General features: G+C 48.8%; 10 protein-coding genes. 7 read left to right on the plus strand and 3 right to left on the minus strand.

Features of this window, described 5'->3' with window-relative positions:
* The coding region (locus HUK38_RS15185; RefSeq protein ID WP_182584322.1) for a class I SAM-dependent DNA methyltransferase at positions 1–1,663 on the plus strand (1,663 nt) is incomplete at its 5' end.
* A 79-nt stretch (positions 1,664–1,742) separates the two neighbouring features.
* On the opposite strand, the gene cutA is transcribed toward HUK38_RS15185, so the two are convergent.
* Entirely contained in the window at positions 1,743–2,066 is a 324-nt protein-coding gene (cutA, locus tag HUK38_RS10685; RefSeq protein ID WP_182584323.1) for a divalent-cation tolerance protein CutA, read from the minus strand.
* A gap of 157 nt (positions 2,067–2,223) precedes the next feature.
* On the opposite strand from cutA, the gene hrpA reads away from it, so the two are divergent.
* Positions 2,224–6,150 (plus strand): ATP-dependent RNA helicase HrpA, encoded by a 3,927-nt coding sequence (gene hrpA, locus HUK38_RS10690; RefSeq protein ID WP_182584324.1) that lies wholly within the window; start codon positions 2,224–2,226, stop codon positions 6,148–6,150.
* A gap of 49 nt (positions 6,151–6,199) precedes the next feature.
* Positions 6,200–6,997, plus strand: coding sequence for a class I SAM-dependent methyltransferase (locus HUK38_RS10695; protein ID WP_182584325.1), 798 nt, complete (start codon positions 6,200–6,202; stop codon positions 6,995–6,997).
* An 85-nt stretch (positions 6,998–7,082) separates the two neighbouring features.
* On the opposite strand, the gene lgt is transcribed toward HUK38_RS10695, so the two are convergent.
* On the minus strand, positions 7,083–7,913 hold the full coding sequence (lgt, locus tag HUK38_RS10700) for a prolipoprotein diacylglyceryl transferase (protein WP_182584326.1): 831 nt from the start codon (positions 7,911–7,913) through the stop codon (positions 7,083–7,085).
* Positions 7,914–8,073: 160 nt separating this feature from the next.
* On the opposite strand from lgt, the gene HUK38_RS10705 reads away from it, so the two are divergent.
* The 4 genes from HUK38_RS10705 to HUK38_RS10720 all read left to right on the plus strand — a co-directional run bounded on the left by HUK38_RS10705 (position 8,074) and on the right by HUK38_RS10720 (position 11,780).
* Positions 8,074–8,649 (plus strand): L,D-transpeptidase family protein, encoded by a 576-nt coding sequence (locus HUK38_RS10705; protein WP_238787596.1) that lies wholly within the window; start codon positions 8,074–8,076, stop codon positions 8,647–8,649.
* 360 nt (positions 8,650–9,009) lie between these two features.
* A complete protein-coding gene (phoU, locus tag HUK38_RS10710; protein ID WP_238787597.1) occupies positions 9,010–9,756 on the plus strand; it encodes a phosphate signaling complex protein PhoU in 747 nt (248 codons plus the stop codon).
* The gene (xthA, locus tag HUK38_RS10715; RefSeq protein WP_182584328.1) at positions 9,750–10,565 is read left to right on the plus strand and encodes an exodeoxyribonuclease III; all 816 of its coding nucleotides are present in this window, start codon (positions 9,750–9,752) and stop codon (positions 10,563–10,565) included. Before phoU ends, xthA begins: the two co-directional genes overlap by 7 nt.
* 87 nt (positions 10,566–10,652) lie before the next feature.
* Entirely contained in the window at positions 10,653–11,780 is a 1,128-nt protein-coding gene (locus HUK38_RS10720; protein WP_182584329.1) for an FIST signal transduction protein, read from the plus strand.
* A gap of 90 nt (positions 11,781–11,870) precedes the next feature.
* On the opposite strand, the gene HUK38_RS10725 is transcribed toward HUK38_RS10720, so the two are convergent.
* Positions 11,871–13,247 carry a sigma-54-dependent transcriptional regulator gene (locus HUK38_RS10725; protein ID WP_182584330.1) on the minus strand — a complete coding sequence of 459 codons (1,377 nt, stop codon included), beginning with the start codon at positions 13,245–13,247 and terminating at the stop codon, positions 11,871–11,873.
* Positions 13,248–13,279 lie beyond the last annotated feature (32 nt).

Below are 13,279 nucleotides of genomic sequence, written 5' to 3' on the forward strand. Positions count from 1 at the left end.
TATTGAAAAGAATCATTACGCGGCGGAATTGGCGCGGGTGACGGTGTGGATTGGTGAGATTCAGTGGATGTTGCAACACGGGTTTTCATTATCAAAAAATCCGATTTTAAAACCAATTAACAGTATTGAACAGCGCGATGCGGTGGTGAATGCAGATGGCAGCGAACCTGACTGGCCAACCGCCGATGTCATTATTGGCAATCCGCCGTTTTTAGGCGGCAGTAAAAAGCGCGGGTTATTAGGGGATGATTATTTTGCGGCATTAGAAACCATTTATGACGGGCGAGTACCGGCGGGGGCGGATTTGGTCTGTTATTGGTTTGAAAAGGCGCGAGCGCAAATAGAAACTGGCAAAGCGCGGGCGGCCGGTCTGGTGTCAACCAATTCAATTCGCGGCGGGTCTAATCGCAAAGTATTAGATCAGATTTGCCAAACAACGCGGATTTTTAATGCCTGGTCAGATGAACCCTGGGTGAATGACGGCGCGGCAGTGCGGGTGAGTTTAATTGGTTTTGGCGAAACGAAAACGCCGCCGGTGTTGAATGGTGAGCGCGTGGCGGTGATTTATGCGGATTTAACAGCGGGTTCAAGTGAAATAAAAATGGATGTCACAACGGCGAAACAATTAAATGAAAATGCGGGCGTGGCGTTTATTGGTACACAAAAAAGCGGTGATTTTGATATTGCGGGCGAATTGGCGCGGCAATGGTTAATAAAATCCAATCCACACGGCAAACCCAATAGTGATGTGGTGCGGCCATGGGCAAATGGTGCGGATATTACCCGACGACCGAATGATACTTGGGTTATTGACTTTGGAGTTGGTATGACAGAAACGAATGGGGCGTTGTACGAGTTTCCATTTCAGCATGTGATTAAAAATGTTAAACAAGTTATTGAAGAAAAAATAGTTAATTGGCAAGCGCAAAATAAAAATACACAGCATTTAAGTCGGCAATATCAAACATGGTGGCAATTATGGTGTGCGCGCCCTGATATGCGAGCCGCATTAGATGGATTACCGCGTTATATTTGTACCCCGCGAGTTGCTAAACATCGGTTATTCATTTGGTTAGATAAAATTATTTTACCCGATAGTGCAACAGTCGCTATCGCCCGCGCCGACGACACCACTTTCGGTATTTTGCATTCGCGGTTTCATCAATTGTGGTCATTAAAAATGGGCACCAGCTTGGGTGCCACACCGCGCTATACACCGACTACGACCTTTGAAACTTTCCCCTTTCCAATTGGATTAACCCCCGCCGACACCGCCAGCCACGCAATTGAAATATTAGAAAGCGGCGCCATCATTCCCAACGTCGCCATTGAATACCGCGCTCATACAATTGCCATTGCCGAAGCGGCGCACCAATTAAATCAACTGCGCGACCATTGGTTAAATCCGCCCGAGTGGATTGAAAAAGTCCCGGAAATTGTCGCCGGTTATCCTGATCGAATCATTGCCAAACCCGACTACGCCACGCAATTAAAACAGCGCACCCTGACCAACTTGTATAATAAACAACCAGCGTGGTTAGTGAATGCGCATTGGCAATTAGATCAGGCGGTAGCGGCGGCGTATGGTTGGTCAACTGAATTGAATGAAGCGGCGATTTTGCAGCAGTTATTGCAATTAAATCTGGCACGGTTAGAGTCGTAACAGCGCAATTTTTTCTATTCATCAATCAGTGGTGATGATAATATCCACGCAATACGCATTGCAATAGGCACCAACGCTTTCACTTTGGTAGGATATTATCCCTAATCCATTTGGAATACTCCACACTTACAGTTGGTAAATCAGTTCCGCAGATTTGCGGCAATTGATAGGGATGTAATTGCTGTAATGTTTTTAATAAATCTGGATAACGCTCACTGGTTGTTTTGAAAATAATCCGCCATTCCGCTTCCTGATTGACTTCACCCTGCCACGCATAAATACTCTCAATTTCCATCAATTGCGCACAGGCGGCAAGACGCTGTTCAATAATTGCTTTTGCCAACACTTGCGCATCAGCCCGCGTGGCAACAGTGGTATAAACTGCGATTAATTTTGTAGTCATCTTTTATTTGCTCCCGCCATCAGGCGATTATCATCAAAGTGTCAGTGCTATCATTGCGCACTATTGACTCACGCATTGCATTGTGTTGCTATTTGCAAAGCTAATCATAGCAGCCAAATGATTGGTGTCAACTGATTGCCCACGATTGAATGAGTCCATGAATACAATTGCATTTCCCAGCGCGGCCGAATTCGCCAACTGTTTATTACGCGACCGCCATTCATTACGCCACCGCCTTAAACAATTGCGGCAGCGGGCTGCGACCGATCACACATTTGCCACGCATTCATTGCCAACGGCGTTAATTGATTTGCACCGCGCCATTGCTAAATCGCAACAGGAGGTCGCGCACCGCCAGCGAATTAAACCGGTGCGAATTGATTACCCACCCGAATTACCTATTAGTGAACAACGCGCCAAAATTGCCGAGTTAATTATTCAACATCAGGTCATTATTTTATGCGGCGCGACCGGGTCAGGTAAATCAACACAATTACCCAAAATCTGTTTAGACCTCGGCCGCGGTTTATTCGGGCGTATTGGTCACACCCAACCACGCCGTATTGCCGCTCGCACCTTAGCACATCGCATTGCCCACGAATTACACAGCGAATTAGGGCAATTAGTTGGCTACAAGGTGCGCTTTCATGACCGCGTTCGTCCCGAAACGGCAATTAAATTAATGACCGACGGCATGTTATTAGCCGAAATCCAACATGACCGCTGGTTAACTGAATATGACACCTTAATTATTGATGAAGCGCACGAGCGCAGCTTAAACATTGACTTTTTACTCGGTTATTTAAAACAATTATTACCCAAGCGCCCCGAATTAAAACTCATTGTCACTTCTGCCACGATTGATCCACAGCGCTTCTCTCATCATTTTAATGATGCGCCAATCATTGAAGTGGCCGGGCGCACCTATCCAGTCATTACGCGCTATTGTCCGCCGAATGAAGAAGAATACGCCGGTGAATTAGATGACGCGATGCAATTGGCGATTTCGGATGCGGTGGCCGAATTAGCCCGCGAGGGTCGCGGCGATGTCCTAATTTTTTTATCGGGCGAGCGCGAAATCCGCGAAACAGCGGAGACGTTGCGCAAACACCACCCGCCGGCAACGGAGATTTTGCCGTTGTATGCCCGCCAAGGTCCCGCCGAGCAGGCGCGCATTTTTCAGCCGCACGGCAGCCGCCGTGTGGTATTGGCGACGAATGTGGCAGAAACGTCACTCACCGTCCCGGGCATTCACTACGTCATTGATCCGGGCTTTGCGCGCATCAGTCGCTACAGTCATCGCACCAAAGTTCAGCGCCTGCCGGTCGAGCGCATCTCGCAAGCGGCCGCCAATCAACGCCTCGGTCGGTGCGGACGGATTGCACCGGGTATCTGTATCCGCTTGTATTCTGAAGAAAATTTTTCTGCTCGTGCCGCGTTCACCGAACCAGAAATTCAACGCGCTAACCTCGCCGCCGTGATTTTGCAAATGCGCTGGCTGGGCTTTGGCGCGGTGGAATTTTTCCCATTTGTAGAGCCGCCCGACGCCCGACTGATTGCGGACGGCTACCGCACGCTGGAGGAACTGGCCGCGCTCGATACTCGTGGCAAATTAACGACACTTGGGCAACAATTGGCGCGCTTACCACTCGACCCGCGCTTGGGGCGAATGCTACTCGCGGCAGTTGATTATCACTGCGTCCGCGAGGTGCTGATTATCGCCGCCGCGTTGAGCGTACAAGACCCGCGTGAACGCCCGTTCGATCAGCGCCAAGCCGCCGACGAAATCCATGCCACTTTTCAGCACGAAGATTCGGATTTTTTAACGCTGCTCAACCTGTGGCGATTTTTAGATCGTGAATATAAGTCCTTGTCCCGGCGCAAGTTTCAGACGCTGTGCCGCCAACATTTTCTCTCGTGGACGCGGGTGCAGGAATGGCGCGACATTCACACGCAACTGCACGAGCAGGTCACGAGCATGGGTATCAAGGAAAATCAAGCCGACGGCAGTTATGAAGAAATTCACCGCGCCTTGCTGACGGGATTACTCAGTCACATCGGCACGTTGGATGAGCAGCATCAATATGTGGGTGCGCGCAACAGTCGCTTTTATGTCCATCCAAGTTCAGTGCTGTTTAATCAAGCACCTAAGTGGGTTGTGGTGGCAGAACGGGTGGAAACCAGCCGTCACTACGGGCGCACTGTTGCGCGAGTGCAACCCAGTTGGATTGAAGCGACAGCGCAACATCTGTTGCAGCGCACTTACTTTGAACCGCACTGGCAGGCGGCGACTGGGCAGGTGGCGGCGTTTGAAAAAGTCATGTTGTACGGTGTGACGCTGGTTGCCAAGCGGCGGGTGAATTACGGGCCGATCAATCCGGCCGAGTCCCGCGAGATTTTCCTGCGCTGCGCCTTGACTGAGGGCGATTTTGATACACGCGCTGCATTTTGGCGACACAATGCCGAGTTGATTGCGCACGTTCACGATCTGGAGGCCAAGTCACGGCGGCGCAATATTTTGGTGGATGACGAGGCGATTTATGCCTTTTACAACGCTCGCGTTCCGCTGGGGATTTACTCTAAACCATTGTTTGAACAGTGGTTACGCGCCGCAGTGCGCCGTCAACCCAAGTTGCTGCATCTGACGTTACAGGACGTGATGCGCCACGATGCAGCGACAATTACCGCCGCAGAATTTCCCGATCATTTGACTGTTGGCGCAACGCAACTGCCGTTAAATTACCACTTTAACCCGGGTGAAGCGCACGATGGCGTGACGCTGACCGTGCCATTGGCGCTGATTAATCAGGTGAGCGCCGAGCGGCTGGAGTGGCTGGTGCCGGGGTTGTTGGCAGAGCGCATCATGCTGTTATTGCGCGGGTTGCCGAAGCAGTTACGGCGAGAATTGGTGCCAATTCCAGACAGTGTCTCTAAAATTATACAGCGGTTAAAACCGAGCGAGCGGCCGCTGGTGCAGGCGCTCGGCGAGGTGATTAGAGCGTTGTTTGATCTGCACATTCCCGAAGATGCGTGGGATTTTTCCGTGCTGCCGCCGCATTTACGCATTAAAATTCAATTACTTGACGCAGCAGGGCAGCCGTTAGCGACGGGTGAGGATTTGACGGCATTAAAACGGCAATACGCCACCGCCGGTGCGCAGGTCGTGACTGTGACTGATACGCGGCAAACAAAGTTAGCGCATGACGGGATGCGGCGCTGGGAGTGTGGCGCATTACCGACAAGTGTTGAATTGCAACAGGGCGCCATCCGCCTGCGCGGCTACCCGGCATTGGTGGATCAGGGCGACCGCGTGGCAGTGCGCGTATTAGATTCAGAGGCGAATGCACAGCGGGCAATGCGAGCGGGATTGCGGCGATTATTTTTATTAGGATTGGCGAATGAGATACGGCAATTGCGGCGTGAATTACCGGCAGTGAATCAATTGCGGTTGCAATATGCCAAGGCGCCGCAATTAATAAATAACACGGCGTCAGAATTTGATTTGCTAGATGAATTACTGGCGCGGAGTATCGAATTAACTTTTGTTGATAACTTGCCGCCGGTACGCGATCGAGCGACCTTTGAACAGCGATTGCAAACCAATCAACCGCGTTTAATGACTGTCACCCGCGAGGTCTGGGCATTGGTCACTGATATTCTCAGTCGGTATCAACAGGTGCGCCAACAATTAGCCGATATTACTCAAATCAATTGGTTAAGCGCTGTGCGTGATATGCAGCAGCAATTGGACGGGTTAGTGTTTCGCGGGTGTTTATACCAGGTGCCATACCCACAATTCAAACATTACCCGCGTTATTTGAATGCGCTTATGCAGCGGATTGATAAACTGCGCCACGCGGCTGGGCGTGATCAGCAATTATTAGCCGAATTAACACCGTTAATAACTCAATGGCAGGAACGAATGCAAACAGCACAGGCGGCCGGGCGGGACGATGAACGGTTAATTGAAATTCGCTGGATGCTCGAAGAATTGCGCGTCTCATTATTTGCCCAACAATTAGGCACAGCATATCCGATTTCAGCTAAACGTATTCAAGCGCGATGGGTGGAATTGGGATTATAATTTTGACCACTTTTACCGCAGATATATTCACCAACTGTCAGGCACGACAATGAATACTGAGCATTCTCAAATCAACTCAACTAATTCAAATGCTACTCAAATTCCACTCGCGCCGCATCCGGTGTTAACTCGCCATTATTCGAGCGCGGCCGAGCGGGTTCATTATATTCGCCAATTATTCAATCAAACAGCCGTAGATTACGATCATATTAACACCTGGATGAGTTTTGGTCACGGTGAACAGTATCGTAAAGAGGCATTAATTCGCGCTGGTATTAAAGACGGTGACACGGTGTTGGATTGCGCGGCCGGCACTGGTGTCATTGCCGCTCATGCGCAATCATTAGTTGGGAATACTGGGCAAGTCATTGCGCTTGATCCCAGCCCGGCGATGTTAGCGATTGCCCAACAGCGCGGTGTTCATTGCACTGTCATTGGCATTGCGGAGTATTTACCATTACCAGATAAGAGCGTTGATTTAATCACAATGGGCTATGCACTGCGGCATGTGGCTGATTTAAGTGTGACCTTTCAAGAATTTGCGCGGGTATTACGCCCCGGCGGTCGTTTATTAATTCTGGAAATGGTGCCGCCCCCGACGCGCTTTGGCCGAATAATGAGCCAATTTTATTTGAAACATTTGGTGCCAACGCTGGCTTGGTTAATGACACGGCGGCGAGATGCGCGGCGGTTAATGCAGTATTATTGGGATACTATTGATCAATGTGTGGCGCCGGCAGTGGTGATGACAGCATTAGAAACGGCTGGGTTTAATGCGGTGACGCGCACTGTGCAATTGGGTTTATTAACGGAATACACGGCGGCGTGGTTGTCTGATTCTGATTAGTTAGTAATAATGATTAGTGCGTTCCCACGCTGGTGTGTGGGAACGATCAATTAACCACTTATAGCCCAACTGCGTCACTTTTAAGCTATTTTAAAGCTGAACGGGAATAGGCTATTTTTAATAAAACTGCGCCCGCAACTAACATTGGAACAGTTAATAACTGCCCCATCGTGAGCCAATTAAATGCTAAATAGCCGATGTGCGCGTCGGGCATTCGCACGAATTCGACCATAAAGCGAAAGATGCCGTAGAATAATAAAAATAAACCGGAGATTGCCATTCTAGGGCGGGGGCGCTGTGAAAACCACCACAATAGAATGAATAATAGGATACCTTCTAGTGTGGCTTGATATAATTGCGATGGATGTAATGGTAAACTCCATTCGCTGGTGAGAGAAACGTTGCCGCAGTATTCGGGGAATTGACCGCAGGATAATTGCATTCCCCAGGGGAGGTTGGTGGCGTGTCCCCATAATTCACCGTTAATAAAATTGCCAATGCGGCCGGTGAATAAACCAACGGGGACTAATGGCGCAATAAAGTCGGTCACTTGAAAAAATCCCATGCTAACGCGCCGAGCATAGAGCATTAAGGCAATTAAAACGCCGATAAGTCCGCCGTGAAATGACATGCCGCCTTGCCAAATGTGGATTAAACTCAACGGGTTAGCGACTAATTGCTCGAAGCCGTAAAACAGCATATAACCGAGCCGACCGCCGATTAGTGTGCCGACGATGCCGTAGAAAATGACATCGTCCACCATTTCCGCCGTCCAGCCGCTGTACGGTCGCCGCGCTCGGTAGCGTCCCAGTTGCCAGGCGAGGGTAAATCCAATGAGATACATGAGTCCGTACCAGTGAATTTGTACGGGGCCGAACGCGAGTGCGACGGGGTCAAGATCAGGATAAATGAGCATCCGTTAAAGTATCCTATGGGTGAGTGAGCAATTGACAATCAATGGGTTGCAGTGGACGATCCAGTGCCAGCAGCAGCACCGCGTGAGTAGATACGATTGGAAATACACCAGTAATGCAGTAAGATAGCGCGTGTTGTTGTCAATCGTTGTGAGGTTCATCATGCAAGTTTTTGATTTAAAAACTAATCTGTGCGTGTCCGCTACCCAACGGCGGCTGGCGGTGTTGGTTATCGGAATGATGCCGCTGCTGACGCCAACCATGACTGGGTGTTCCACCACTAAACCGCAGTCGGTGGTATCCACATCACGGGTCAGTCAAGTGGTGGTGCGCAAGGCGGCGCGCAATTTGTCGTTATACAAGGGTAATCAGTTGGTGCGTGAATATCGTATCAATCTTGGTCATGTGCCTAAAGGGCATAAAATGCAAGAAGGTGACAAGCGCACCCCGGAAGGCGATTATATTCTCGATTGGCGCAACGCTCGCAGTCGTTATTATAAATCCATTCATATTTCCTATCCCAATGTGCATGACCGTACATTTGCACAAGCAATTGGCATTGATCCAGGTGGGATGATTATGATTCATGGCCGCCCGTCGAGTGCAAAAACCGCTGGCTTAATGAAAGAATATGATGCGCTAGACTGGACGGATGGGTGTATTGCCGTGAGCAATGAAGCGATGGAACAAATCTGGCGTTTAGTACCCGATGGAACACCCATTCGTATTCTGCCCTGAAGGGCGATGCTGCGCCGATCAATTCATTTGTCAACAAGATGGCAATTTTGCCAAGCATCGCACCGCTGTGATGGTTGCGGCATGAAACCTCCATGTTGATTGCCGCGTAAATATGCTATCTTTCACCATAACGGCGAGCATCGTATTGTGAATACGCTAACTTAAGTGACCAGTACGGGGCGCCATTCAATTATTGTTTTAATGAACACGGTTAAGCAAGCGTCGGTGTTATACGGTGAAACTATCGTTGCTTGTCAATAAAAAAATGTCACGTCATTCCCAATTTGATGAACAGCCGTATTAAAAACAACGGGCGGTGTGTGACAGTGAATACCAGCGGAGTGAGAAATGGGGTTGAACTTGAGACATCATATTGTGAGTGCCTACGACCGTGAATTAACCAAATTACGCGGGTTGGTATTAGATATGGGCGAGCGCGTTATTGATCAAACGCAAACCGCAGTCAGTGCGCTATTAAACGGCAACGTTAATACCGCCCGCACCGTCTTGGAGCGCGAACCCCGCATTGATGATTTAAATATCGAAGCTGATGAAGAAATCTTTAGTCTTATTGCACGGCGGCAACCCACCGCAATTGACCTGCGACTGGTTTTAGCACTGTCTAAAATTGTAAATGAATTAGAACGCGGTGGTGATAAAGCTGAACGCATTGCTCGTGCGGTCATTCGGTTATTAGATGCAGGTGGCTTACCAATTGCGCCCCCAATTCTCGACAGTTTGCGTCAATTAGACAGCATCGCCTGCTGCATGTTAGAGCGTTCATTAGATGCCACTGCTGCTGCTGATATTGATCGCGCTGTGACGATATTTGAAAGTGAAACCCAGTTATACCAATTGACTGCCACACTGCGGACGCAATTATTAGCACCCGACACGGGATTAACCCCCGCGCAATTTGCCGAATTGATTAGTATTAGTTTTGGATTAGAACGTATTGGCAATCATGGTGCAAATATTGCCGAACAGGTGATTTATATTGTGCGCGGTGATGACATCCGTTATCGTAATCGGGAACTATTAATTGATGCCCTCCGTCATTCCACCGGCAGCCGTTCAGAAGATGCACAACCACTATCACCATGTTGACCCTTGTTTCATTTAATATCAATGGACTGCGGGCGCGCTTACATCAATTGCAAGCACTGTGTGAATATTTACAACCCGACATCATTGGATTACAGGAATCAAAGGTTGCCGATGAATCCTTTCCCACTGCTGCCATCACATCATTCGGCTACCTTGCCCACCCATACGGTCAAAAAGCGCATTATGGCGTCGCACTATTAAGCAAAACCGCTCCACTGTCCATTCAAAAAGGTCTCCCCACTGATTCACTTGATGCCCAGCGGCGTTTAATTATTGGCCGTTTTTTATTAGATGATGGCACTCCATTACACATCATTAATGGCTATTTCCCTCAGGGTGAATCGCGTCAACATCCCACCAAGTTTATTAATAAACAGCAGTTTTATGCTGATTTAATCACCTACCTTGATACGCACCACACTCCCAATGATGCGTTAATTGTCATGGGCGATATGAACGTCGCACCTGAAGATAAGGATGTCGGTATTGGCGCTGATAATGCGCGGCGTTGGATACAATCAGGTAAATGCGGTTTTTTGCCCGAAGAACGTGCGTGGTTACGCGCATTACTCGCGTGGGGATTGTATGATAGTTGGCGTGTTTTTAATCCCGACATCACTAATGAATTTACCTGGTTTGATTATCGGTCGCGTGGTTTTGAACGCACCCCCCGCCGTGGCCTGCGAGTTGATTTAATATTAGTCACCGCCCGCGTACGCGACAGATTAAACGCCGTTGGGATTGACACCATCACCCGATCATTACCACGCCCCTCAGATCATTGCCCAGTGTGGATCAGCATCATTTAATACTGGGTGAGATAATTGAATAGTAACCCATCGGTTAAAATCAATTAATACCGTCAATTTTATTTGCATAACGCCTCCGAGGATCCAATGCAGTCGAATGCTTTTTATTATGCTCATGCGTGTGCCGACGACGAACGGCAGGTCATTGATCGCGTACTATCCGAATTAAAAACTGCAACGGGTAATTTGGGATTTTTATACGTCACCGAGCCACTCGGGGCGCAATTAGAAGATATTCTGGATCAATGTCGCACCGTTACTGGCGTTGAACATTGGGTTGGTGCAGTGAGTAGTGGCGTCTGCGCAACGGGTGTTGAGTATTATGAACGCCCCGCCGCCGCTATGATGATTGCCGATTTACCCGCAAATTCGTTTCGCGTTTTTTCTAATATCATTAATACATTAAAACCCTACGATGCCGAACAACAACAATGGCTTGGCAATGCACTCCCTTATATGGGGTTAGTGCATGGTGATCCCAGTAATCCAACCATTGAAGAGTTAATTAAACAATTAGCAGCGCGCACCGCCACCGGGTTTTTAGTTGGTGGATTAGCCAGCAGTGACGCCGCGCCGGGGTGCGCTTGTGTCATTAGCGAATCGGCAGTGAGTGGCGGTTTAACCGGTGTATTATTTACCGAAGCAGTTGGTATTCGCACTGGATTAACACAAGGCTGTTCCCCAATTGGCCCCGTGCGTCATATCACTGATGCGCAACGCAACGTGTTAATTCAATTAGATGGTCGCCCAGCATTAGAAGTTTTTAAAGAAGACATTGGCAGTGAATTAGCCAACGATTTAGAACGGGTGGCGGGCACCATTTTTGTTGGCTTGCCCGTCATGGGGTCTGACACGGGCGATTATTTAGTGCGTAATTTAATTGGCTTAGATTTAACCAATCAACTGCTCGCCATTGGGGAGTTAGTTGAAAAAGGACAAGACATTCGCTTTTGCCGCCGTGATACAACCAGTGCGCGTGATGATTTAATCCGCATGTTGCACCATTTAAAAGGCCGTTTAGATGGCCCACCACGCGGCGGGGTTTATATTTCTTGTCTCGGGCGCGGTGCTAGTTTGTTTGGTGATGACGCTGGGGAGATTCGCCATATTAGTGAAGAATTGGGCGAATTCCCATTAGTTGGTTTTTATGCCAATGGCGAAATTTTTCAAGATCGCCTATATGGTTATACCGGCATTCTAACGTTGTTTATCTAGCGGCATACAACAATAATTGTCGCACCCTTAATTGGCGTCACCATACAACCCCGACGATTTAACGCAGAATTAAAAACGCAATATTAATGCCTAGCGCCGTTCTTTAATTTCAATCCCCAGCGAGCGCAGTTTGCGATATAGATGCGTCCGTTCCATGCCGGCCTCTTTCGCCATTTTGCTCACATTGCCATTGTGCTTTTCTAATTGGTAATCCAAATACGCCTTTTCAAACAATTCGCGTGCTTGGCGCAGCGGCTGATCGAATGACACCAATCCCTCTAATGACAGCGTCGGCAGCGGTGAAATAGTGCCTAATGTACTTTCCACTTCATTTTGTGAAATTTCATCACCCGCCCCGAGAATTAAAATCCGTTGCACCAGATTTTTTAATTCCCGAATATTGCCCGGCCACGCATAATTACGCAAATAATTCTGCGCGCCAACACTAAAGCGCCGATACGCTAATTTTTCATGCGCGGCGAAATAATCCACATAATAATTTAATAAATCCGGCACATCTTCGGTGTGTTCCCGCAAGGGTGGAATGTGCAATGGCACAACATTCAAATGGTAAAATAAATCTTCACGAAACCGCCCCAACCGCACCTCTTCTTTTAAATCCCGCTGCGTCGCAGCAACAATACGCACATCAATTGGCACCGGGTCTTTACCACCCACGCGCAGAAACGAACCCGTATCTAATGCGGCTAATAACTGCGTCTGTGCTTCCATATCCATATCAGCGACTTCATCTAATAATAAAGTGCCGCCGGCGGCAAGTTCTAAACTGCCATAATGAATATGCGCGTCTTCTTCACTGCCGAATAATTCCCGCGCTGCATTCCCCCGCGCAATAATAGCGCCGCCTAAATCAACAAAGGGGCGATCACGGCGCGGGCTTTGGGCGTGTAAAAAACGAGCGAAGGTTTCACGGCCGCTGCCGGCTTCACCCGTAATTAAAACCCAGGTGTCATGTAATGCAATGCGCTTCACTTGTTCACGCAATCGCGCAATGACGGCCGAACGCCCGACGGGTTCGTGGACTAATGGAGTGCGCCGCCGCAATCCAACGTTTTCTTTAACTAAACGGTCGGCTTCTAATGCCCGTTCAACGGTTAATAATAGTTTAGCCATTGACAGCGGTTTTTCAAGAAAATCATAGGCACCCAAGCGCGTGGCTTCGACCGCCGTTTCCACTGTGCCATGCCCCGACATCATAATGACCGGGCAGGGCAATCCATCCTGATCTTCTGACCATTCTTTTAATAAACTGATGCCGTCAAGATCAGGCATCCAAATATCAAGCAGAATTAAATCGGGGCGGCGGTCGCGTAACGCATGACGTGCCGTTTCACCATTCTCCGCTGTCACCACGAAATAATTTTCATCTTCGAGAATTTCCTGCACGGTTGCTCGAATATCTGGCTCGTCATCAACTACGAGAATATGAATTGCGCTTGGATTCATAGCTTGTTTCGCGTTATTTGGCATTAAAGGTT

The organism is Thiospirillum jenense, assembly GCF_014145225.1.
Taxonomy (GTDB): Bacteria; Pseudomonadota; Gammaproteobacteria; order Chromatiales; family Chromatiaceae; genus Thiospirillum; species Thiospirillum jenense.

Excerpts from the sequence above, each read along its gene's own strand:
- HUK38_RS10720 (WP_182584329.1), top strand. The coding sequence starts at position 10,653 with ATGCAGTCGAATGCTTTTTATTATGCTCATGCGTGTGCCGACGACGAA.
- lgt (WP_182584326.1), bottom strand. The coding sequence starts at position 7,913 with ATGCTCATTTATCCTGATCTTGACCCCGTCGCACTCGCGTTCGGCCCC.
- HUK38_RS10725 (WP_182584330.1), bottom strand. The coding sequence starts at position 13,247 with ATGAATCCAAGCGCAATTCATATTCTCGTAGTTGATGACGAGCCAGAT.
- HUK38_RS10705 (WP_238787596.1), top strand. The coding sequence starts at position 8,074 with ATGCAAGTTTTTGATTTAAAAACTAATCTGTGCGTGTCCGCTACCCAA.
- hrpA (WP_182584324.1), top strand. The coding sequence starts at position 2,224 with ATGAATACAATTGCATTTCCCAGCGCGGCCGAATTCGCCAACTGTTTA.
- HUK38_RS10695 (WP_182584325.1), top strand. The coding sequence starts at position 6,200 with ATGAATACTGAGCATTCTCAAATCAACTCAACTAATTCAAATGCTACT.
- cutA (WP_182584323.1), bottom strand. The coding sequence starts at position 2,066 with ATGACTACAAAATTAATCGCAGTTTATACCACTGTTGCCACGCGGGCT.
- xthA (WP_182584328.1), top strand. The coding sequence starts at position 9,750 with ATGTTGACCCTTGTTTCATTTAATATCAATGGACTGCGGGCGCGCTTA.